The 20,709-nt window shown below is 70.3% G+C and carries 19 protein-coding genes; 5 read left to right on the top strand and 14 right to left on the bottom strand.

All coding sequences use genetic code 11. The annotated features are described in order from the left end of the window. Positions 1 to 62 precede the first annotated feature (62 nt). On the bottom strand, positions 63 to 1,061 hold the full coding sequence (gene nusA / locus BUR99_RS15195; protein WP_056658274.1) for a transcription termination factor NusA: 999 nt from the start codon (positions 1,059 to 1,061) through the stop codon (positions 63 to 65). Between the two features lie 132 nt (positions 1,062 to 1,193). Beyond that, entirely contained in the window at positions 1,194 to 1,751 is a 558-nt protein-coding gene (locus BUR99_RS20295) for a helix-turn-helix domain-containing protein (protein WP_074261225.1), read from the bottom strand. 166 nt (positions 1,752 to 1,917) lie between these two features. Between BUR99_RS20295 and BUR99_RS15205 the strand changes: the two genes are divergently transcribed. Continuing rightward, positions 1,918 to 3,531, top strand: a complete 1,614-nt coding sequence (locus BUR99_RS15205) for a flavin monoamine oxidase family protein (protein ID WP_074261226.1) — start codon at positions 1,918 to 1,920, stop codon at positions 3,529 to 3,531. Between the two features lie 68 nt (positions 3,532 to 3,599). On the opposite strand, the gene BUR99_RS15210 is transcribed toward BUR99_RS15205, so the two are convergent. Further along, positions 3,600 to 5,624, bottom strand: a complete 2,025-nt coding sequence (locus BUR99_RS15210) for a PhoX family protein (RefSeq protein WP_074261610.1) — start codon at positions 5,622 to 5,624, stop codon at positions 3,600 to 3,602. Between the two features lie 225 nt (positions 5,625 to 5,849). Here BUR99_RS15210 and BUR99_RS15215 point away from each other — a divergent pair, with 225 nt between their 5' ends. Next, positions 5,850 to 7,373 carry an alanine/glycine:cation symporter family protein gene (locus tag BUR99_RS15215; protein WP_074261227.1) on the top strand — a complete coding sequence of 508 codons (1,524 nt, stop codon included), beginning with the start codon at positions 5,850 to 5,852 and terminating at the stop codon, positions 7,371 to 7,373. 57 nt (positions 7,374 to 7,430) lie between these two features. On the opposite strand, the gene BUR99_RS15220 is transcribed toward BUR99_RS15215, so the two are convergent. Together BUR99_RS15220 and BUR99_RS15225 are read right to left on the bottom strand one after the other, a co-directional pair. Continuing rightward, positions 7,431 to 9,194 (bottom strand): proline--tRNA ligase, encoded by a 1,764-nt coding sequence (locus BUR99_RS15220; protein WP_200802754.1) that lies wholly within the window; start codon positions 9,192 to 9,194, stop codon positions 7,431 to 7,433. 66 nt (positions 9,195 to 9,260) lie between these two features. After that, entirely contained in the window at positions 9,261 to 9,479 is a 219-nt protein-coding gene (locus BUR99_RS15225; protein WP_074261228.1) for a hypothetical protein, read from the bottom strand. 108 nt (positions 9,480 to 9,587) lie between these two features. Here BUR99_RS15225 and BUR99_RS15230 point away from each other — a divergent pair, with 108 nt between their 5' ends. Next, entirely contained in the window at positions 9,588 to 11,021 is a 1,434-nt protein-coding gene (locus BUR99_RS15230; RefSeq protein WP_074261229.1) for an RNB domain-containing ribonuclease, read from the top strand. A gap of 23 nt (positions 11,022 to 11,044) precedes the next feature. On the opposite strand, the gene BUR99_RS15235 is transcribed toward BUR99_RS15230, so the two are convergent. The 6 genes from BUR99_RS15235 to BUR99_RS15260 form a co-directional block, all read right to left on the bottom strand. After that, positions 11,045 to 11,227: a hypothetical protein gene (locus BUR99_RS15235; RefSeq protein ID WP_143231670.1), complete on the bottom strand. Its 183-nt coding sequence runs from the start codon at positions 11,225 to 11,227 to the stop codon at positions 11,045 to 11,047. Between the two features lie 74 nt (positions 11,228 to 11,301). Further along, positions 11,302 to 12,432: a flavodoxin-dependent (E)-4-hydroxy-3-methylbut-2-enyl-diphosphate synthase gene (ispG, locus tag BUR99_RS15240; protein ID WP_074261231.1), complete on the bottom strand. Its 1,131-nt coding sequence runs from the start codon at positions 12,430 to 12,432 to the stop codon at positions 11,302 to 11,304. Between the two features lie 87 nt (positions 12,433 to 12,519). Then, positions 12,520 to 13,278 carry a hypothetical protein gene (locus BUR99_RS15245; protein WP_143231671.1) on the bottom strand — a complete coding sequence of 253 codons (759 nt, stop codon included), beginning with the start codon at positions 13,276 to 13,278 and terminating at the stop codon, positions 12,520 to 12,522. A 51-nt stretch (positions 13,279 to 13,329) separates the two neighbouring features. Next, on the bottom strand, positions 13,330 to 14,052 hold the full coding sequence (locus BUR99_RS15250; RefSeq protein ID WP_074261233.1) for a hypothetical protein: 723 nt from the start codon (positions 14,050 to 14,052) through the stop codon (positions 13,330 to 13,332). A gap of 96 nt (positions 14,053 to 14,148) precedes the next feature. Further along, a complete protein-coding gene (locus BUR99_RS15255; protein ID WP_074261234.1) occupies positions 14,149 to 14,781 on the bottom strand; it encodes a CoA transferase subunit B in 633 nt (210 codons plus the stop codon). A 1-nt stretch (position 14,782) separates the two neighbouring features. Continuing rightward, positions 14,783 to 15,556, bottom strand: coding sequence for a CoA transferase subunit A (locus tag BUR99_RS15260; RefSeq protein WP_074261612.1), 774 nt, complete (start codon positions 15,554 to 15,556; stop codon positions 14,783 to 14,785). Positions 15,557 to 15,678: 122 nt separating this feature from the next. On the opposite strand from BUR99_RS15260, the gene BUR99_RS15265 reads away from it, so the two are divergent. Beyond that, a complete protein-coding gene (locus tag BUR99_RS15265; protein WP_074261235.1) occupies positions 15,679 to 16,863 on the top strand; it encodes an acetyl-CoA C-acetyltransferase in 1,185 nt (394 codons plus the stop codon). 101 nt (positions 16,864 to 16,964) lie between these two features. Next, positions 16,965 to 18,269 (top strand): low temperature requirement protein A, encoded by a 1,305-nt coding sequence (locus BUR99_RS15270; protein ID WP_234980877.1) that lies wholly within the window; start codon positions 16,965 to 16,967, stop codon positions 18,267 to 18,269. A gap of 68 nt (positions 18,270 to 18,337) precedes the next feature. Here the strand turns inward: BUR99_RS15270 and BUR99_RS15275 are convergent, their stop codons facing one another. The 3 genes from BUR99_RS15275 to BUR99_RS15285 all read right to left on the bottom strand — a co-directional run bounded on the left by BUR99_RS15275 (position 18,338) and on the right by BUR99_RS15285 (position 20,623). Beyond that, a complete protein-coding gene (locus BUR99_RS15275) occupies positions 18,338 to 18,649 on the bottom strand; it encodes an SHOCT domain-containing protein (protein ID WP_074261236.1) in 312 nt (103 codons plus the stop codon). A 130-nt stretch (positions 18,650 to 18,779) separates the two neighbouring features. After that, a complete protein-coding gene (locus tag BUR99_RS15280) occupies positions 18,780 to 19,442 on the bottom strand; it encodes a response regulator transcription factor (RefSeq protein WP_074261237.1) in 663 nt (220 codons plus the stop codon). Next, entirely contained in the window at positions 19,439 to 20,623 is a 1,185-nt protein-coding gene (locus tag BUR99_RS15285; RefSeq protein WP_074261238.1) for a sensor histidine kinase, read from the bottom strand. The genes BUR99_RS15280 and BUR99_RS15285 overlap by 4 nt, the downstream gene beginning before the upstream one ends. Positions 20,624 to 20,709: the final 86 nt, after the last annotated feature.

Below are 20,709 nucleotides of genomic sequence, written 5' to 3' on the forward strand. Positions count from 1 at the left end.
ACACTCTGCGCTGTCGGCCCGCCGACGGCGGGCGCTCGGCGGCCGCTCGGCGACCGTTGGACTCAGTCCGACTCGAGCACCGAGTCGGGCTGGATGTCGATCTTCGCGCCCGTCAGCTTCGCGGCGAGGCGGGCGTTCTGGCCCTCCTTGCCGATGGCGAGCGAGAGCTGGTAGTCGGGCACGAGTGCGCGCACTGCGCGCGTCGCCTCGTCGATCACGAAGGCACTCGTGACCTTCGCGGGGCTCAGCGCACTCGCGACGAAGGTCGCGAGGTCGTCGTTCCAGTCGACGATGTCGATCTTCTCGGCGCCGAGCTCGGCCGTGACGGCGCGGACGCGCTGGCCGAGTTCGCCGATCGCGGCGCCCTTGGCGTTGACACCGGGCTGCGTCGCGCGCACGGCGATCTTGGTGCGGTGGCCGGCCTCGCGGGCGAGCGAGACGATCTCGACGACACCCGACGCGATCTCGGGCACCTCGAGTGCGAACAGCTTGCGCACGAGCGCGGGGTGGGTGCGCGAGACGGTGATCGACGGGCCCTTGAGGCCCTTGGCGACGCTCGTCACGTAGACGCGGATGCGCTGACCGTGCAGGTACTCCTCGCCGGGCACCTGCTCTTCGGGCGGCAGGATCGCCTCGACCGTGCCGAGGTCGATGTGCACCATGCGCGGGTTCGGACCCTGCTGGATGATGCCGGCGACGATGTCGCCCTCGCGACCGCGGAACTCGCCGAGCACGGCGTCGTCGGCGATGTCGCGGAGCCGCTGGTTGATGACCTGCTTCGCGGCGAAGGCGGCGATGCGGCCGAAGTCGCTCGGGCTGTCTTCGGCCTCGCCGACGACGTTGCCCTCTTCATCCAGCTCGGGAACGAACACCGAGACGTGGCCGGTCTTGCGGTCGAGGTGCGCACGTGCGCCGTCGGGGTTCGCATGTCCGTGCTGGTCGGGATGGGTGTGCTTCAAGTAGGCCATCAGAATGGCCTGCTCGATGATCTCCACCAGCTCGTCGAATGGGATCTCTTTCTCGCGCTCCATCATCCGCAGCACGCTGAGGTCGATATCCATGAACCCGGCCTCCTCTATTCAGCTCTCACGCCGCTTCCCCTCGGAGCGGACAGGACTCTACGGTACCGGATGTCGCGACCCACGGGCAGCCACGACGGACGCTCCTCGCACGGTCGCAGGTCGGGTGCCGTCTCAATCGGCGGGCGTGGGCGGACTGTTCACCCAGACGAGCTCCGCCTCGCCGTCGCCGTCGTTGGCCACCCGGTGCGGTGTGCTGCTCGCGAACACGATGCTGTCGCCCGTGGCGAGCACATGGATCTCGTCGGCGAGCTCGACGCGCACGCTCCCGCGCAGCACGAGCAGCACCTCCTCGGAGTCGCCGTGCCGGTACTGGCTGGAACCGGTCGATCCCCCGGGTTCCATGGTCACGGCGTACATCTCGACGTGGCCGAACGGCGGCTCGGTGAGGAACGCCTTCGTCATGCCGTCGCTCGCGGAGAGCGTGCGCCGGAGGTCGGCGCGCACGACGCGGGCCGCCGAGACCGGGCCGGGTTCGACGAGATCGGCGAGTCCGACGCCGAGGGCGTCGGCGAGGCGGCGCAGCGTCGAGATGCTCGCGTTGGTCCGGCCCGTCTCGAGCTGGCTGAGGAACCCCGAGGTGACCCCGGCCTGCTCTCCGAGCGCACGTTGCGAGAGCCGACGGGCGACGCGGTAGCGGCGCACCTGTTCGCCGACGTCGTTGCCCGTCACTCCCCCACCTCCAGGTCGCAGATCACGGATGCCTCGGGGCGCCGGGCCCGCCGTGGTCGCGAGAAGTTGGGGGTTGACGCACTGACGAGACATCCTGCTCAATTGCACTAAGCAACATGTTAAGCGGCTCCCGTACCACCCCACCACGGATTGCGAGGCTCTCATCATGACAGGTTCCCGAGGCACCACCCCGCTCAGCGCCCGGCTCGGCCGGATCATCCGCGCCCACGCCGAGGCCGATCGCACGGGCGTTCCCGTCGACGACGTGCTCGGGCGCGAACCCGAGCACCCCCATGGCGTCAGCCGGCGCGACGCGCTCATCGCCGGCGGCGCGATCGGCGCCGGCGCGGCGCTCGCCATGGCGACGCCCGCCCACGCCGCCGCGGCCAAGCCCGGCCCCGCGCCGCGCGTCGTGATCGTCGGCGCCGGTCTCGCCGGCGTGCGCGCCGCCCACTGGCTCTGGCGGGTGAAGGGCATCGCCTCGACCATCTACGAGGGCAGCGCCCGAGCCGGTGGCCGGTGCTACAGCCTGCGCGGCCACTTCGACGACGGCATCGTCGTGGAGCACGGCGGCGCCCTCATCAACACCGACCACAACGCCACGCGCAACCTCGCGTCGAACCTCGGCCTGAGCCTCGACGTCGTCGCGGGCGGCAGCTACCAGGGCTGGGACGACAAGTACTGGATCGACGGCGCCGACTACCCGTACGACGACGCGAACGCCGACTGGGGCGTCGTCTACCAGGCCTTCAAGTCCGCACTCGCGAGCGCGCCGTACTGCCAGACCTACGACAACCACACCGCTGCCGGCGTCGCCCTCGACCAGATGAACGTCGACCAGTGGCTCGCCGCCAACGTGCCGGGCGGTCTCTCGAGCCGGTTCGCCAAGCTGATGCAGTCGAACGTGATGAGCGAGTACGGCCTCGAACCGCACGAGCAGTCGGCGCTGAGCCTCGTCTACCTGCTCGGGTGGAACGCGCAGAACAGCCTCTCGCCCGTCAACGGCGCCGACGAGAAGTACTCGGTGAACGGCGGCAACGACCTCATCGTCTCCCGCATGCTCGAGGAGCTGCCCGCGAACACGGTGCGCTACGGCTACAAGCTCACCGCTGTCAAGCGCAACGCCGACGGCACCGTGCGCCTGAGCTTCCAGGTCGGCAACACCACCGTCGACCAGACCGCCGACCGCGCCATCCTCGCGCTGCCGTTCACGACCCTGCGCGACTGCGACCTCAGCCAGTCGGGATTCTCGGCGCTGAAGCTGCGCGCGATCGACGAGGTCGGACTCGGCGCGAACGCCAAGGTGCACGTGCAGGTGAGCCACCGGCCGTGGGTAGAGCAGGGGTACGGCGGCGCCGCGTACACGAACAAGAACGGGTTCCAGTGCGGCTGGGACGATACGGCTGACCACCCCCTGCCGACCGGCGTCTTCAACTTCTTCCCCTCGGGCGACCAGGTGAAGGCGTGGACGGGCAACGCCTTCGGCCCGGCGAGCGCGGCACAGGTCAGTGGCCTCCTCGCGCAGGTCGAGCCGATCTTCCCCGGCATGACCGCCGCATACACCGGCAAGTCCTACCGCGACTTCTGGTGGGCGAACCCGTGGTCGAAGGGCGCCTACACGGTGCTGCGGCCCGGACAGTACACCACGCTGTTCGGCGCCGGATCGACACCCGAGGGCAACGTGCACTTCGCCGGAGAGCACACGAGCGTCGAGTACTTCGGCTTCCTGAACGGCGCCGTCGTCTCGGGAGAACGGGCCGCGAAGGCGGTCGCGGCGTAGAGACGGGTTCCGCAGGGTGACGGATGCCGCGAGGCATCCGTCACCCGCATCGGGCGCTTCGCGTCGCCCTACGCGCGCCAGACCTGCACGACCGAGGGTCGCGGCGCCGCGACGAGGCCGGTGTCGGGGCGGTGCGAGGGCACGTAGTCGGGGAAGTAGGAGGTCGGCGCGCCGACCGTTCCCTCCTCGCCCGGGTGCTGTACGGCGACGAAGACCATGCCCTCCTTGTCGTGGATGACGGGGCCGCAGGTCTCGGCCTCACGCGGCACCGAGAGGAACTGCTGCACGCGGCCGCGCTCGGGTCCCTCGAGCGGCACCTTGAAGAGTCCGTCGTTGAATCCGATCTTGCTGGGTGCGCCGTCGGTCGAGATCCAGAGGTTGCCCTCGGAGTCGAAGGCCACGTTGTCCGGGCAGGAGATCGGCGAGACGAGCTCCTTCGGGAACCCGGCGAAGTACGTGTTCTGATCGACGGCCGGGTTGCCGCAGAGCAGCAGGATGCTCCAGCCGAAGGCGGTGCCCGACTGGCCGGCGGTCTCGGTCAACTCGATGATGTGGCCGTTGCGGTTGCCCGTGACCGGGTTCGCCTCGTCGATCGTCGCGAGGGTCCGCGACGAGTTGTTCGTCAGGGCGACGTACACCTTGCCGGTCTTCGGGTTCGGCTGCACGTCCTCGGGGCGGTCCATCTTCGTCGCCCCGACGGTGTCCGCCGCGAGGCGCGTGAACACGAGCACCTCCTGCGTGGTCATGCCCGGGATGACGCTCTCGCCGTCCTGGGTGAGCGGGATCCACTGGCCGGTGCCGTCGAAGAGGCCGTCGGCGGGCAGCGCTCCGGTGCCGGTGATCTCGGCGGCCGGCGAGTTGCCCGCGAACTTCGCGACGTACAGGTCGCCCTCGCTGAGCAGACCGAGGTTCTTGCGGCGGGCGACGGGGGTGTTCTTCGGGTCGTACGTGCCCTTGGAGACGAACTTGTAGAGGTAGTCGTTCGTCTGGTCGTCGCCCATGTAGGCGACCGCGCGGCCGTCCTCGGCGATGATGACGTTGGCGCCCTCGTGCTTGAACCGGCCCATCGCCGTGTGCTTGCGCGGGGTCGAGGACGGGTCTTCGGGATCGATCTCGACGATCCAGCCGAAGCGGTTGGGCTCGTTCACGAAGCCGGCATCGTGCGCGTCGAAGCGCGGGTCGATGCGCTCGAACGTATAGGTGGACTTCGCGCTCGGCGTGGCACGGTAGCGCTTCTGCCCCGCGGTGTCCGCGGCCCAGGCGAAGTAGCCGTCGAAGTTCTCCTCGCCCGAGAGCACGGTGCCCCACGGCGTGGTGCCGCCGGCGCAATTGCCGAGCGTGCCCTTCACCCACCGGCCCTCGCCGTCCTCGGCGGTCTTCACGAGGTCGGTACCGGCCGCGGGGCCCGTGAGCTCGAACACGGTGTCGGCCGTGATGCGGCGATTGCGGCGTCCGTCGACGAGGTAGCGCCAGGGCCGGCCGAGCTTGCTGCGCCGCAGCTCCACGACGGAGAAGCCGTGTGCCGCCTTGAAGATGGCGGCGCGGCGGTCGAGCTCGGCCGTGTCGCTCGTCGGCGGGAACATGATGCCCGGGTTGACGTACTCGTGGTTGTTCACGAGCACGCCGGTGCGGCCGCTGCGGTCGGCGATGATGTCGAGGTAGTCGCAGTTGTAGCCGAACTGGCCGGCCTGGGCCTCAGGCGTCTGGTTGTCGAAGTCGAGAGCGGGCACGCTGGAGAACAGCGGGTCGCCCCAGCGGATGATGGGCGCCCACGTGTAGCCCGCGGGCACGGTGAAGTCGTCGACGATCTTCGGCACCGGCGAGATGGCGTCGAACAGCAGGCCGCCCGGAGCGCCCGAGGCTCCGCCGCCGGGCGCCGCGACGGCCGCACCGGTCGGCGTCGCGGCGGCGAGCGCGATGCCCACGGCGCCCGCGGCCCCGAGCCCGAGCAGCGCCCGTCGCGACAGTGCGGCGGAGGCGATCTCGCGGAAAGCGGGGTTCGAGGAGGTGTTGCACTCGGGGCCGAGGCAGGCGTTGCCGCACTTGAAGTGGCACGTCACCGGCGAACGCTTGCCGCGCACGTGATCGGCCATCGGAAGCAGCTGGATGTCGGTGATCGTCACAGATCAGTCCTCACGTTCGTGGTCGGGATTCCACTCTGGAGAATGCTCGCGGAATCCGAATCCGCATCAGACGACGGTTGAACGCGCGGTGAACCCGCGATGAACGATGCAGCCTGGTGACGGCCATCCGCCCCGGCGCGCTCGCCCCGGCGCGCCGCCGCCCGGCAGCTGAACCCGGCTCGCGATACTGGGCGCATGGACTCCGTGAACGAATGGGTGCTCGCCGGCGGCGATGTGCTGTGGACCTGGATCGTGCTGCCGGTGGTCGTGATCCTCGGCGTGTACTTCACCGTGCGTTCCGGAGTGGTGCAGTTCCGGCTGATCCCCGAGATGTTCCGGACCCTGACCGACAAGACCCCGCGCGACGCCGACGGCGTGCCCCAGTCGGTGTCCGCGTTCCAGGCGTTCACCATCTCGGCCGCATCGCGCGTCGGCGTCGGCAACATCGCCGGGGTCGGCACCGCGATCGCCATCGGCGGACCGGGCGCGATCTTCTGGATGTGGCTGATGGCCTTCGTCGGCGGTGCTTCGAGCTTCGTCGAGTCGACGCTCGGCCAGCTGTTCAAGGTGCGCGACCAGGACGGCTTCCGCGGCGGCCCGGCCTACTACATGGAGCGCGGCCTCCGCGCCCGCTGGATGGGCATCCTGTTCGCGATCGTGCTCATCATCTGCTTCCCGTTCGCCTTCTCCTCGCTTCAGGCCAACACCATCAGCGCGACGGTCGCATCGACGATCAGTCCCGACGGTGCACCCGGCTGGGTGGCATGGGCGGTCGGCCTCGTGCTCGCCGCGCTCACGGGGCTCGTGGTGTTCGGCGGGGTGCGACGCATCGCCTCGGTGACGCAGGCGGTCGTGCCCCTCATGGCCCTGCTCTACCTGCTGCTCGGCCTCGTCATCGTCGCGATGAACATCACGAGGCTCCCCGAGGTGTTCGCCTCCATCTTCACCGAGGCGTTCGGCGTCAACGAGGTCGTCGGCGCCACGCTCGGCATGATCGTGCTGACGGGCGTCAAACGCGGCATGTTCTCGAACGAGGCAGGTCTCGGCTCGGCGCCGAACGCGGGCGCGAGCGCCGCCGTGACGCACCCCGTCAAGCAGGGACTCGTGCAGACGCTCGGCGTCTACTTCGACACCTTCCTCATCTGCTCGATCACGGCGTTCATCATCCTGGTCTCGAATCCCGACCTCGAGAACGCCACCCGCGGCATCGGGCTGACGCAGCACGCGATCGTGTCGAACCTCGGCGCCTGGTCGAGCGTGCTGCTGAGCGTCATCATCTTCCTGCTCGCGTTCAGCTCGATCCTCGGCAACTACTACTACGGCGAGTCCAACATCGAGTTCATCACCCGGCGACGCTCGGCGCTGTCGGTGTACCGCGTGCTCGTGGTCGTCGCGATCTTCGTCGGCTCGGTGGCATCCTCCGACCTGATCTGGAACACGGCCGACGGCATCATGGGAATCATGGCGCTCATCAACCTGGTCGCCATCGCGCTGCTGTCGGGCGTGGCGTTCCGGCTGCTGCGCGACTACACCCGGCAGCGCCGGGCGGGCCGCAACCCGGTCTTCACCCGCGAACTGCTGCCCGACGTCGGCGGCATCGAGTGCTGGGAGGACGAGCTGTCGGTCACGGGGCCGCTCGACCTCGCGACCCTGCGTCACGAAGCCGAGAAGCACCGCGACCACCTGCACCAGCAGGGCGAGCGGCACGAGACGCACTGAACCGCCCGCTCCGCCCCGACGGGTGCGGAGCGAGCGGTTCAGGTGAACCGACGCGCGTCAGGCGAGTGCCGCGCCGACCTCGCCGATCGCGACCTGCGCGCGGTCGCCCGTCGCCCGATCCCAGACCTCGACGACGCCGTCGGCGACACCGCGACCCACGATCACGATCTTCGGCACGCCGATGAGCTCGGCATCGCCGAACTTCACGCCGGGCGAGACCTTCGGACGGTCGTCGTAGAGCACGTCGAGACCGGATGCCTCGAGCTCGGCCACGATCGTCTCGGCCGCGTCGAACACGGCTTCGTCGCGACCGGTCGCGACCACGTGCACGTCGAAGGGCGCGACGGCCGCCGGCCAGACGAGGCCCTTGTCGTCGTTGTTGTCCTCGGCGATGATCGCGAGGATACGGGTGACGCCGATGCCGTACGAACCCATCGTGACGGTCGCGAGCTTGCCGTTCTCGTCGAGCACCTTGAGACCGAGCGCCTCGGCGTACTTGCGGCCGAGCTGGAAGACGTGGCCGATCTCCATGCCGCGGGCGAGCTCGACCGGGCCCGAGCCGTCGGGCGCGGGGTCGCCGGGCAGCACGTTCGACGCCTCGACGGTGCCGTCGGCGACGAAGTCGCGGCCGGCGACGAGCCCGAAGACGTGCTTCTGGTCGACGTTGGCGCCGGTGATCCACTCGGTGCCGTCGACGACCCGAGGGTCGACGAGGAAGCGGATGCCGGTCGAGGACTCATCGCCGAGCACGGCACCGGCCTCGGACCAGGGGCCGATGTAGCCCTTCACGAGTCCGGGGTGCTTCGCGAAGTCGGCCTCGGTCGCGGGCTCGACCTCACCGGGCGCGAACGCCACCTCGACGCGCTTCATCTCGACGTCGCGATCGCCAGGCAGTCCGATCACGACGAGCTCGCGGGTGCCGTCGGGCGCGACGACGGCGAGCACGACGTTCTTCAGGGTGTCGGCCGCGGTCCATGCGCGCCCGTCGGGCCGCGGGTACTCGGCGTTCGCCAGGTCGACCAGGGTCGCGATCGTGGGCGTGTTCGGGGAGTCGAGCACGAGCGGTGCGGGCAGCCCGTCGAACGGGATCGCCTCGGGCACGACCGTCTCGAACGCCTCGACGTTCGCCGCGTAGCCGCCTGCCGAGCGTACGAAGGTGTCTTCGCCGACGGGGGTCGGGTGCAGGAACTCCTCGCTCTTCGAGCCGCCCATCGCACCGGCATCCGCCTTGACGATCACGTACTCGAGGCCGAGGCGCGTGAAGATGCGCTCGTAGGCGTCGCGCTGGGCCTGGTAGCTCACGTCGAGGCCCTCGTCGGAGATGTCGAACGAGTACGCGTCCTTCATCGTGAACTCACGGCCGCGCAGGAGGCCGGCGCGGGGACGTGCCTCGTCGCGGTACTTGTCCTGGATCTGGTAGATCGACAGCGGCAGGTCCTTGTACGAGTTGTACAGGTCCTTCACGAGCAGCGTGAAGACCTCTTCATGCGTGGGCGCGAGCAGGTAATCGGTTCCTCTGCGGTCCTGCAGGCGGAAGAGGTTGTCGCCGTACTCGGTCCACCGGTTCGTGACCTCGTAGGGCTCGCGCGGCAGGAGCGCCGGGAAGTGCACCTCGTGCGCGCCCGCGTTCGTCATCTCGTCGCGGATGATGGCCTCGATCTTCGCCTTCACGCGCAGGCCCAACGGCAGCCAGGCGAACACACCTGGCGCCTGGCGCCTGATGTAGCCGGCGCGCACGAGCAGGCGGTGGCTCGTGACCTCGGCGTCGGCGGGGTCTTCGCGGAGCGTACGGAGGAAGTAGTTCGTCAGGCGTGTGGGCACCCGACGATTCTACTGAGCACCGCGGATGCCTCCCGCCCCTGTTGTCAGGACGAGCTCAGGACCGGCTCAGGTGAGGTCGACGTCGACCACTTCGACGCCGCTCTCGGCGAGGTGCCGCGTGACCTGGTCGGCCCAGTTGATGAGATCGAACAGCGCGGTGTCGAGGCTCTCGAGCACCTCGAGCACGCGGGGGTGCACGTCACCGTCGGCGAATTCCTCGATGAGGTGGTAGGCGTCGTCGCGGGCGTTGGCAGCGTTCTCGAGGTGGCGGCTGTTGATGGTCATCCTCGAATTCTACCGGCGGTGCCGGCATCGCCGGCGCGCACGACGGATGCCTCGGCGAGACCGCACGCCGAGGCATCCGATCGCCATGCTGCTCGTAGGCTGGGGCGCATGCCGAGCCGCCGAACGCACGTCACGGAATCCGTCGCGCAGAGCGAGCTGGCGGTCGCCCTCGCCCGGCTCCGCGCCGAGCTCGACGTGCCCGAGTCCTTCGCGCCCGAGGTGCTCGCCGAGGCCGAGCAGGCGGCCGTCGCCGACCCCGGCACCGACCTGCGCGAGCTCGCGTTCCTCACCATCGACCCGCCGGGTTCGACCGATCTCGACCAGGCGCTCCACCTCGAGCGCCGGTCCACCGGATTCGTGGTGCACTACGCGATCGCGGATGTCCCGGGCTGGGTGGTCCCGGGCGGTGCCGTCGACCGTGAGGCCCGACGCCGGGGCCAGACCCTGTACGCCGCCGACGGGCGGGTGCCGCTGCACCCGGTGGTGCTCAGCGAGGATCGCGCCTCACTGCTGCCGGGTGCCGACCGGAGCGCGTTCGTGTGGACGTTCGGGCTCGACGAACGTGGCGCGGTGACCTCGACGGCACTCACCCGGGCGCTGGTGCGTTCACGCGAACAGCTCACGTACGACGAGGCGCAGGCGCGCATCGAGGCCGGCGACGGCGACTCCTCGCTGGCGCTGCTGCGCGAGGTCGGACTGCTGCGCATCGAACTCGAACGAGCCCGGGGCGGCGCGAGCCTCAACTCCCCCGACGAGGAGATCGTGCGCACCGAGGGCGGCGGCTACTCGCTCGAACGCCGGCACCCGCTGCCGGTCGAGGAGTGGAATGCGCAGCTGTCGCTCATGACCGGCATGGCGGCCGCGCAGCTCATGCTCGACGCCCGCGTCGGGGTGCTCCGCACCATGCCGAAGCCGAGCGAGGAGCATGTCACGGCCTTCCGCGCGCAGACGCGCGCACTCGGCCGCCCGTGGCCTGAGACCATCTCGTACGGCGAGTACCTCCGCGGCCTCGACCGCGACGACCCCGCCTCGCTCGCGGTGATGCAGGCGGCATCCGGGCTCTTCCGCGGTGCCGGGTATCTCGCCGTCGACGGCGAGGTTCCGCCCGATCCGATCCAGTCCGCGCTCGCGGCGCCGTATGCGCACGTCACCGCGCCGCTGCGCCGTCTCGTCGATCGCTGGGGACTCGTCGTCTGCCTGGCGCTCTGCGCCGGGCGCGACGTGCCCGAGTGGGCGCGCTCCTCGCTCGGCGAGCTGCCATCGCTCATGGGCGCGTCCTCGCAGCGGGCGAGCCGACTCGACGCCGAGTCGATCGCGCGGGTCGAAGCCGCGCTGCTGAGCACCCGGGTCGGCGAGCGATTCACCGTGACCGTGCTCGAGGTGCGGGGCGAACGGGCGGTCCTTCAGCTCGCCGACCCCGCGGTCACCGCGACATGTCCGGCGCCCGCCGGCATCCGCGCAGGCACCGAGCTCGAGGTCGAGCTGCTCGCGGCCGACATCGCCACGGGCACGATCGAGTTCCGGGCGGCCGGAGCCGCCTGACCTGCCCACCGCCGCTGCGGCGGTCAGACGCCCTCGACGTCCTCCTCGTCGTCCAGTGCGAACGCCTCGAGGTCGCCCTCCGCCTCGGTCGCGGCGTCGTCGGCGCTCTCGTCCGCCATGTCGTCGGTGCCCTCGTGCAGGGTGCCCATGCCGTCGGGGTAGCCCGCAGTGTCGGGGTACTCGAACTCGCTGCCGTCGCCGCTCATCGCGGTCTCCTCTCGCGATCGGATGCCCCGGGGCATCCGCTGCCGCCCACGATACGCTCGGGCGGCGCGTGCGACTACGGGGTGAGCACCTGCGGGCTGCCGACCGGCGCGTCGGCGCCCATCTCGTCGGCGATGCGGTTGGCCTCCTCGATGAGGGTCGCGACGATCTCGGACTCGGGCACGGTCTTGATGACCTCGCCCTTCACGAAGATCTGGCCCTTGCCGTTGCCGGATGCCACGCCGAGGTCGGCCTCGCGGGCCTCGCCCGGGCCGTTGACGACGCAGCCCATGACGGCGACGCGGAGCGGCACGGTCATGCCCTCGAGGCCGTCGGTGACGTCGTTCGCGAGCTTGTACACGTCGACCTGCGCACGGCCGCACGACGGGCACGAGACGATCTCGAGCTTGCGCTCGCGGAGGTTCAGCGACTGCAGGATCTGCAGACCGACCTTGATCTCTTCGACCGGCGGAGCCGACAGCGAGACGCGGATCGTATCGCCGATGCCCTCGCCGAGGAGGATGCCGAACGCCGTGGCCGACTTGATCGTGCCCTGGAAGGCGGGGCCGGCCTCGGTCACGCCGAGGTGCAGCGGCCAGTCGCCGCGCTCGGCCAGCAGGCGGTACGCCTTGACCATGACGACGGGGTCGTTGTGCTTGACCGAGATCTTGAAGTCGTGGAAGTCGTGCTCCTCGAAGAGGCTCGCCTCCCACACCGCGGACTCGACGAGCGCCTCGGGCGTCGCCTTGCCGTACTTCTGCAGCAGTCGGGGATCGAGCGATCCGGCGTTCACGCCGATGCGCAGGCTCACGCCGGCCGCCTTCGCCGCCGCCGCGATCTCTCCGACCTTGTCGTCGAACTTGCGGATGTTGCCGGGGTTGACGCGCACGGCGGCGCAGCCGGCGTCGATCGCCTGGAACACGTAGTTCGGCTGGAAGTGGATGTCGGCGATGACCGGGATCTGGCTCTTCTTCGCGATGATCGGCAGCGCCTCGGCGTCGTCGCGGCTGGGCACGGCGACGCGCACGATGTCGCAGCCCGATGCCGTGAGCTCGGCGATCTGCTGCAGCGTGGCGTTGATGTTCGTCGTGGGCGTCGTCGTCATCGACTGCACGCTCACCTGGGCGTCGCCGCCGACGAGCACCTTGCCCACCTTGATCTGGCGGGACTTGCGTCGCGGGGCCAGTACCTCAGGGACTTTGGGCATTCCGAGATTCACAGCAGGCACGTGACGAGTCTACTTCCGCGCGGGCGACCGGCGGATGCCACGTGGCATCCGCCGACTCGCTGATCGCTATGCGCAGCCTTCCGCGACGGGATACGGCGCGCCGATCCAGATGACGGTGCCGTCGTCGTCGACGCCGTCTGGCGACCCGCCCATCGAACCCCGGTTCGCGAGCGCGACACCGAATTCGCGCTCCACCACCCCGCCTTGCCACTCCACGTACTCGTCGATGGCGACGACGTCGACGCCCTGCCCCACGCACGTCCAGTCATCGGAATCGAAGCCTGCAACGAGGTCGGCCAGGACGTCGCCCGCGTGATAGCCGGACGGCGTGGTGAGGTCGATGCCGTCGTACGTCGGTGCGTCGAAGTACACCGCGAACCGTGGCCACGACATCTCGATCGACTCCGCCTCTCGACGGGCTTCGTCGTAGTGCCGCTCTTCGATCTCGACGTCACCCCAGACATGCGATGTCGCCGGCGGCGTGTGGTTGGTCCCCGGACGCTCCTCGTCGACGGGCGCCGCACCGAACACGATCGAGAGCGCGTCGATGACGCCCGCCGGCTGGTCGAGGTAGTGGAACTGCTCGACCAGCGCGCCGTCGCGATCGCGGAGGTCGAGGGTCTCCGCCGTGGCGACGAGCGCGACCACGCCGTCGAGAGGATCGGCCGCAGGGGCAGGCGTCGAAGTCGGCGTCGGCGTCGGTTCCACGGTCGCCGTCGGCGACACCGTGGGGATCGGGCTCGGCCCGACGCAGCCGGTCATCGCCGCGGTCATCGACAGTGCCGCGGCAGCGAGCGCCCACCTGACGAGTCCCGGTCTGTTCAACGTCGTTTCCTCTTTCTTCTCAACCGATGTGGCCCGGCCTGGTTCCGGGCACTATGCGCAGCCGTCGCGATGCATGACGCGCGGCCCTTCGACGCTCGCGATGACCGTCTCGTCGTCGGATGCCTGGAACTCGCCCGAGGTCCGGGCATCCTCCACCGTGCCGTCGGAGGGGGTTCTCGGCAGGACGACGACTTCGCCGTACCGCTCGGCGCACAACCCGTTCTTCGCCGCGTCGGGCGATGCCGCGAAGTCGGCCCAGGGTTCACCGACGACGTGACCCGAGTCCGTCGTGAGCTCGACGTCGCCGGATGCCGCCGCCGTGAAGGCGACCCTGAAATTCGGATACCAGGGTCCCGGCGACGCATCGGATGCCGCGTCGGGATACTTCGGCTCGCTGAGCTCGACCCCGGCCCACCGGCGAACGGTGCTCGGCAGTTCGGAGCTCGAGCCCGCGTCCTCCTCGACCGTCGGGGGTGCGCCGAACACCGTCGTCAACGTCTCGACCGCCGCGGCGGCGTCGGAGAGGTAGTCGAGCGACTGCACGACGGAACCATCGGCGGCCCGCAGTTCGAGGGCCTGCGGGCGCACGACGAGCGTGGTCACGGCGTCGAGCGGTTCGACCGCGCGCGTCGGGGCGGGGCTGGGCGCTTCGCTCGCCACGATCGACGGCGAGGGCGGCTCCGGAGCCGCCGAACACCCCGTGAGCAGGGTCACCGCGAGCCCGAACGACGCGGCAGTCGCGATGACGCCGCGCAGCGCCGTGTAGTGGTTCATGTTCCTCCGCTCCATTGCTCCGCCAAGTATCGGGCACGGTGCGGAATCCCAACGTCAGGGTCGGCACTGATGCGACCGCGGCACGAACCGCCTCGTTCAGTCCGTCAGGAGCGGCGGCTCCGTCGCGGCGACGACCTCGTCGACCGTCACGCCGGGGGCGCACTCGACGAGACGCAGCCCCTCCGGTGTGACGTCGATGACGGCGAGGTCGGTGATGATGCGGTGCACGACCGCGCGGCCGGTGAGGGGCAGCGAGCACTCGTTCACGATCTTCGCCGAACCGTCTTTCGCGACGTGCTCCATGAGCACGATCACCTTGCGCGCGCCGTGCACGAGGTCCATCGCGCCGCCCGGGCCCTTCACCATCTTGCCGGGGATCATCCAGTTTGCGAGGTCGCCGGTGGCCGAGACCTGCATGGCGCCGAGGATGGCGGCGTCGATCTTGCCGCCACGGATCATGCCGAAGCTCGTCGCCGAGTCGAAGTAGGCGGCACCGGGCAGCACCGTCACCGTCTCCTTGCCGGCGTTGATGAGGTCGGGGTCGACGGCGTCGTCGGTCGGGTACGGCCCGACGCCGAGGATGCCGTTCTCGGACTGCAGGAGGATCGTGACCCCGTCGGGCACGTAGTTCGGCACGAGCGTGGGCAGGCCGATGCCGAGGTTCACGTAGGAGCCGTCGGCGAGTTCGCGGGCGGCCCTGGCGGCCATCTCGAAGCGGGTCAGTGCCATCTCAGTTCCCCTCCCGCACGGTGCGGCGTTCGATGCGCTTCTCGATGTCGGAGCCGACGACCACGATGCGGTCGACGTAGATGCCCGGCAGGTGCACGGCGTCGGGGTCGAGTTCGCCGGCCTCGACGATCTCCTCGACCTGCGCGATGCAGACCCGACCCGCCATCGCCGCGAGCGGCGAGAAATTGCGGGCCGACTTGTCGAAGACGAGGTTGCCGTAGCGGTCGCCCTTCAGCGCGTGCACGAGCGAGAAGTCGGTCGTGATGGCCTCCTCGAGCACGAACTCCCGCGGCACCCCGGCCACGTCGAACGTCTGCACGGGCTTCACGGGACTCGCGACGGCGATCGTGCCGTCGGCGTGGTAGCGCCGCGGCAGCCCGCCCTCGGCGACCTGCGTGCCGACGCCGGTCTGGGTGAAGAACGCGGCGATGCCGCTGCCTCCCGCCCGCAGCTTCTCGGCGAGCGTGCCCTGCGGGGTGAGCTCGAGCTCGAGCTCGCCCGAGAGGTACTGCCGCTCGAACTCCTTGTTCTCGCCCACGTACGACGAGGTCATCTTGGCGATGCGCTGCTCGGCGAGCAGTACGCCGAGACCCCAGTCGTCGACGCCGCAGTTGTTCGAGACGACGGAGAGCCCGTCGACCCCTGCATCGAGCAGGGCCTGGATCAGCACCATCGGGATGCCGCAGAGTCCGAATCCGCCGACGGCGAGACTGGCCCCTGAAGGGATGTCGGAGACCGCCTCTTGAGCGGACCCGACGACTTTGTCGAGTGTCATGTTCGCGACCTCCATGTCGACGAAAGTGCTCCACCGACGGATCCGTCGGTGAATACTCACTAACTGAATCGTAGAATGGTTCCAACGCGCAAGAGCCGCGTACTGACGAAGGAGTCCTGAACATGTCCCTACCCGACGTCGTCATCATCGCGGGGGCACGCACCCCGTTCGCCCGCATCAACGGCAACCTCGCGGGCCAGACGGCGGTCGAGCTCGGCACCGTCGCGATCCGCGGCGCGCTCGAGAAGGCCGGGGTCTCCCCCGCCGACGTCGACGCCGTGATCATGGGCCAGGTGCTCCAGGCCGGTGCCGGCCAGAATCCCGCGAAGCAGTCCGCCGTCGCCGCAGGCGTCCCGTGGCGCGTGCCCGCCACCACCGTCAACAAGGTCTGCCTGTCGGGGCTCGTCGCCATCACGGATGCCGCGAGGCTCATCCGCCTCGGCGAGGCATCCGTCGTCGTGGCCGGCGGCCAGGAGTCGATGACGAACGCCCCGCACCTGCTGCCCGGCTCCCGTCGCGGCCAGGCCTACGGATCGTGGGAGATGCTCGACCACGCCGCCCACGACGGACTCACCGACGCCTTCGACCGCGAATCGATGGGCGCCTCGACCGAGCGCTTCAACGGCCGCTACGAGATCACCCGCGAAGCCCAGGACGAGATCGCCGCGGCATCCCACGTGCGCGCCGGCGCCGCACAGGCCGAGGGCCTCTTCGCCGATGAGATCGTGCCGGTCGAGATCCCGCAGCGCAAGGGCGACCCCGTGGTCGTCGCCGAAGACCAGGGCGTGCGACCCGACTCCACCGTCGAGGTGCTCGCGAGGCTGCGCCCGGCGTTCAGCGCCGAGGGCACCATCACGGCGGGCAACTCCTCGCCGCTCTCCGACGGCGCCGCCGCCGTCGTGGTCGCCAGCCGGGAGTGGGCCGAGTCCCGAGGACTCCCCTGGCTCGCCCTCGTCGGCGCGGCCGGCCAAGTCGCCGGACCCGACAACTCGCTGCACGCGCAGCCGGCCAACGCGATCGCCGCAGCGCTCGAGAAGTCCGGCGGCAGCGCGGCCGAACTCGACCTCGTCGAGATCAACGAGGCGTTCGCGGCGGTCTCGCTCGAGTCCGCCCGCGAACTCGGCATCGGCGCCGACGTCGTCAACGTGCACGGCGGCGCGATCGCCCTCGGCCACCCCATCGGGGCATCAGGCGCGCGTCTCGCGCTGCACGCCGCCCTCGAGCTCTCGCGCCGCGGCGAGGGTCGCGCGGCCGTCGCGCTCTGCGGCGGCGGCGGCCAGGGCGAGGCGCTGCTGCTCTCCCGCTGATCCGAGCACGTCCCGACTCGTCGCGCGTCCTGCGCGCGAGGCGGCGCCTGTGGCAGCATTAGCCACCGGCGCCGCCCGCGCGCCGACGGGAGGGTCCGAGCATGGCCGATCGCCAGCCAGGTGACCTGGGCGCCGCGAGCGACGCGGGCACCGGGGCATCCGTTCACCCTCCGCTCGACCACCGGCTGCGGCGCATGGTCGGGCGCGACCCCGACGAGCCGCACCGCACCGCGACGCCGCTCGAGCTGCTCTTCGACCTGACCTTCGTCGTGGCGTTCAGCCAGGCGGGCACGCAGGCGGCGCACCTGCTCGAGATCGGGCACTTCACGCCGGCGTTCATCGGGTTCACGATCGCCGTCTTCGCGATCTGCCTCGCCTGGATCAACTACTCCTGGCTCGCGTCGGCCTACGACAACGACGACGTCTTCTTCCGGGTCGCGACCATGGTGCAGATGCTCGGCGTGCTCGTGCTGGCGCTCGGACTGCCGCCGATGTTCCGCTCGATCGACGAGGGCGAGCACCTCGACAACGGAGTGGTGGTCGCGGGCTACGTCGTCATGCGGGTCGCCACCGTGGCGCTGTGGTTGCGGATCGCCCGCCACGATCCCGCGCATCGGCGCAGCGCGCTCGCCTACGCGACCGTCGTCGGGGTGATCCAGGTCGGCTGGGTGACCACGATCTTCATCAACCCCTCACTGCCCGTCATGCTCGGCCTCTTCGCGGTGCTCGGCACACTCGAACTGCTCGGGCCGTACCTGATCGAGCGGCGCATCGGCGGCACGCCCTGGCACGCCCATCACATCGCGGAACGCTACGGCCTGCTCGTCATCATCACGCTCGGCGAGGTCGTGCTCGGCACGATCCTCACGATCTCCGCCGTGATCGAAAAGCAGCACGAATGGAGCGTCGATGCCGTGCTCGTCGCCTTCGGCGGCACTGCGCTCGCATTCGGAATGTGGTGGGTCTACTTCACGATGCCATCGGCGAAGGTGCTGCACCGGTTCAGGGAACGCGGATTCGTGTGGGGCTACGGCCATCTCGTGATCTTCGGGTCGATCGCGGCGACCGGGGCCGGGCTGCATGTCGCGGCGTTCGAGATCGATGGGACCGCCCACATCGGCGAGGTGGCGGCGATGCTCACGGTCGCGGTGCCCGTCGGCCTCTTCCTCATCGCGCTCTTCACGATCTACTCGCTGCTGCTGCGCGAGTTCGACCGGTTCCACATCCTGCTGTTCGTGCTCAGCATGGTGGCGCTCTGCATCTCCGTGCTCGCCGTCGTGGCCGGTGCGAGCATGGCGGTCGGCATCGTGCTCGCCGCGTGCGCCCCGCTCGTCGTCATCGTCGGCTACGAGACCATCGGCCATCGGCACCAGGCGGAGGCACTGCATCGGGCGCTCGACCGGTAGCGGCGCGCTCGACGGCCGGTGACGCAGTCGAGGGGCGGATGCCGCGGCATCCGCCCCTCGAAGTGCGCTCAGGAGGCGTTGGGCCGGTTGGCCCGCAGCACCTCGAGGCGCGCGCGGTACTCGGTCTCGTCGATGTCGCCCTTGGCGAAGCGCTCGGAGAGGGTCGACTCGGCGGTGCCGGTGCGCATCCACGGCGGGCCGTACGACCCGTCGGGGCCGCCGTTCGCCCAGTAGCGGCGACGGCCGCGCGTGACCAGGAAGATGATCAGGCCGATGACGAGGAACCAGAAGATCGGGATGAGGAAGAAGACCCATCCGAACCCGGCCGCCCAGGGGCCGGCGTGGGTGACCACCGCGGTGGTGGCGAGGGTGGCGAGCATGATGTCTCCAGTGATCGTGCGGCCTGCGGTTCAGGCCGTCGATCCGAGTCTCGCGAGCCGGAGGTCTCCGCGAATCCGCCCGGCGGAGTCACTTCGACTGCTCCCCCGGGAGCAGTTGTGGATGCCGCGGCTACTGCCAGCCGGGCGCGACGAGCCCCGACTCGTAGGCGACGACCACGAGGTGCACGCGGTCGCGCGCCGCGAGCTTCGACATGATGCGCGAGACGTGGGTCTTCGCGGTCAGGGGGCTGAGCACAAGCCGTTCGGCGATCTCGTCGTTCGTGAGGCCGAGGCCCACGAGGCGCAGCACCTCGCGTTCCCGATCGGTGAGTGCGGCGAGCAGCGCCTCGTCGGGGGCGTCCCTGAGCCCGATCGACATGCGCTCGAGGAGCCGCTTCGTCACGCCGGGCGAGAGCAGCGCCTCGCCGCTCGCGACGACCCGCACCGCACGGATGAGGTCGACGGGCTCGGTGTCCTTGACGAGGAATCCGCTCGCCCCCGCGCGCACGGCCCTGGCGACGTACTCGTCGAGTTCGAACGTCGTCACGATCACGACGTGCACCCCCGCGAGCCGGGGGTCGGCGGCGATCTGCTCGGTCGCCCAGAGCCCGTCGCCGTCGGGCATGCGGATGTCCATGAGCACGACGTCGACGGGGTCACGCCGCACGAGCTCCAGCAGCTCGGCACCGGTCGACGCCTCGCCGACGACCTCGACGTCGTCTTCTGCCGCGAGCAGCGCGCGGAAGCCGGCGCGCACGAGCACCTGGTCGTCGGCGAGCGCGACGCGGATCATGCCACACCTCCCCACGGCAGGCGCGCGGTGACGCGGGTGCCGCCGAGCGGCGAGGCGCCGAGCTCGACCGAGCCGCCGAGGAGGGCTGCACGCTCGCGCATGCCGAGGATGCCGGTGCCGTCACCGTGGTCCGCGGCGTCGAACTCGTCGGTGCCTGCGCCCGCGACGACGACCTGCCCTGCACCGTCGTCGTCGACCGTGAGCACGAACTCGTCGTCCGCGCGTTCCACGGTGACGACCGCCTGCGTGGCACCGGCATGCCGCACGACGTTGGTCAGCGCCTCCTGCGCGATGCGATAGCCGGCGAACTGCACGGCCCGCCTCGGCGGCTCCGAGAGCCGGTCGACGAGGCGCGCGTCGAGATCGGGCGAGCGGATGCCGCGCACGAGCCTCGGCAGCTCGGCGAGCTCGGCCTGCGGCACGAGCGGCGCCTCGCCGTCGCGGATGACGCCGAGCACCGTACGCACCTCGTCGAGCGCCGACTTCGAGGTCTCCTTGATGCTGCCGAGCGCCGTGCGAGCCTGCTCGGGGTCGCGGTCCATGAGGTGCAGGCCGACACTCGCCTGCACGTTGATCTGCGACAAGGCGTGCCCGATGACGTCGTGCAGCTCGCGGGCGATGCGCACGCGCTCGCGCTCCTCGGCGCTCTGGCGGCGCCGCATCGCCTCCGCGCGGAAGGCCGACGCCCGTGCACGTCGCACCCGCACGAACCACCCGATGCCGAAGCACACGGCGAGCACGAGCGTCGTGAACGCGATGCGGAACGGATGCCACGTGGTGCCGACGACCGAGGCCAGCACGATGGCGGCGACCCATGCCACGACCACCGAGGAGACCGCCCAGATGACGGCGCCGCGCGCGACGGCGAGCACGATCGCGAACGCCACGGCGATGTACGGCGGCCCGACATCGGGTGTCAGCACGAGGTCGGCGAGCGCGGCGGCGGCGACCACCGCGACGGTCGGGCCGGGGAATCTCCGTGCCCCGAGCAGCGCCAGCGGACCCGCCGCCGCGAGTGCGACCTGGCCGATGCCCGCGGCCCACCCGACGTTCGTCCACACGGCGATGCCGATCGCCGCGGGAACCTGCACGAGGAGACTGATGACGACCGGCGCGAACAGCACGAAGCCCGGCGGCGGCCGGAATCGTTCGGGGCGACCGTCCCACTGGGGCACGGGCATCCCCAGATCGTATCGCCGGCGCCGCCAGCCCGAATCGGCCCCGCGAAGACTCACTCGCTACTCCCTGCGGAGTACGAGCCGGTTCG

Source organism: Agromyces cerinus subsp. cerinus (assembly GCF_900142065.1).
In the GTDB taxonomy this organism is placed as follows: Bacteria; Actinomycetota; Actinomycetes; order Actinomycetales; family Microbacteriaceae; genus Agromyces; species Agromyces cerinus.

What these genes read in the sequence shown, in the direction of transcription:
- BUR99_RS15275 (WP_074261236.1), bottom strand. Translation starts at nt 18,649, where the DNA reads ATGCTCGCCACCCTCGCCACCACCGCGGTGGTCACCCACGCCGGCCCC.
- BUR99_RS15235 (WP_143231670.1), bottom strand. Translation starts at nt 11,227, where the DNA reads ATGAGCGGCGACGGCAGCGAGTTCGAGTACCCCGACACTGCGGGCTAC.
- BUR99_RS15250 (WP_074261233.1), bottom strand. Translation starts at nt 14,052, where the DNA reads ATGAACCACTACACGGCGCTGCGCGGCGTCATCGCGACTGCCGCGTCG.
- BUR99_RS15215 (WP_074261227.1), top strand. Translation starts at nt 5,850, where the DNA reads ATGGACTCCGTGAACGAATGGGTGCTCGCCGGCGGCGATGTGCTGTGG.
- BUR99_RS15260 (WP_074261612.1), bottom strand. Translation starts at nt 15,556, where the DNA reads ATGACACTCGACAAAGTCGTCGGGTCCGCTCAAGAGGCGGTCTCCGAC.
- ispG (WP_074261231.1), bottom strand. Translation starts at nt 12,432, where the DNA reads ATGCCCAAAGTCCCTGAGGTACTGGCCCCGCGACGCAAGTCCCGCCAG.
- BUR99_RS15270 (WP_234980877.1), top strand. Translation starts at nt 16,965, where the DNA reads ATGGCCGATCGCCAGCCAGGTGACCTGGGCGCCGCGAGCGACGCGGGC.
- BUR99_RS15285 (WP_074261238.1), bottom strand. Translation starts at nt 20,623, where the DNA reads ATGCCCGTGCCCCAGTGGGACGGTCGCCCCGAACGATTCCGGCCGCCG.
- BUR99_RS15255 (WP_074261234.1), bottom strand. Translation starts at nt 14,781, where the DNA reads ATGGCACTGACCCGCTTCGAGATGGCCGCCAGGGCCGCCCGCGAACTC.
- BUR99_RS15265 (WP_074261235.1), top strand. Translation starts at nt 15,679, where the DNA reads ATGTCCCTACCCGACGTCGTCATCATCGCGGGGGCACGCACCCCGTTC.
- BUR99_RS15230 (WP_074261229.1), top strand. Translation starts at nt 9,588, where the DNA reads ATGCCGAGCCGCCGAACGCACGTCACGGAATCCGTCGCGCAGAGCGAG.
- nusA (WP_056658274.1), bottom strand. Translation starts at nt 1,061, where the DNA reads ATGGATATCGACCTCAGCGTGCTGCGGATGATGGAGCGCGAGAAAGAG.
- BUR99_RS15225 (WP_074261228.1), bottom strand. Translation starts at nt 9,479, where the DNA reads ATGACCATCAACAGCCGCCACCTCGAGAACGCTGCCAACGCCCGCGAC.
- BUR99_RS15210 (WP_074261610.1), bottom strand. Translation starts at nt 5,624, where the DNA reads ATGGCCGATCACGTGCGCGGCAAGCGTTCGCCGGTGACGTGCCACTTC.
- BUR99_RS15205 (WP_074261226.1), top strand. Translation starts at nt 1,918, where the DNA reads ATGACAGGTTCCCGAGGCACCACCCCGCTCAGCGCCCGGCTCGGCCGG.
- BUR99_RS15280 (WP_074261237.1), bottom strand. Translation starts at nt 19,442, where the DNA reads ATGATCCGCGTCGCGCTCGCCGACGACCAGGTGCTCGTGCGCGCCGGC.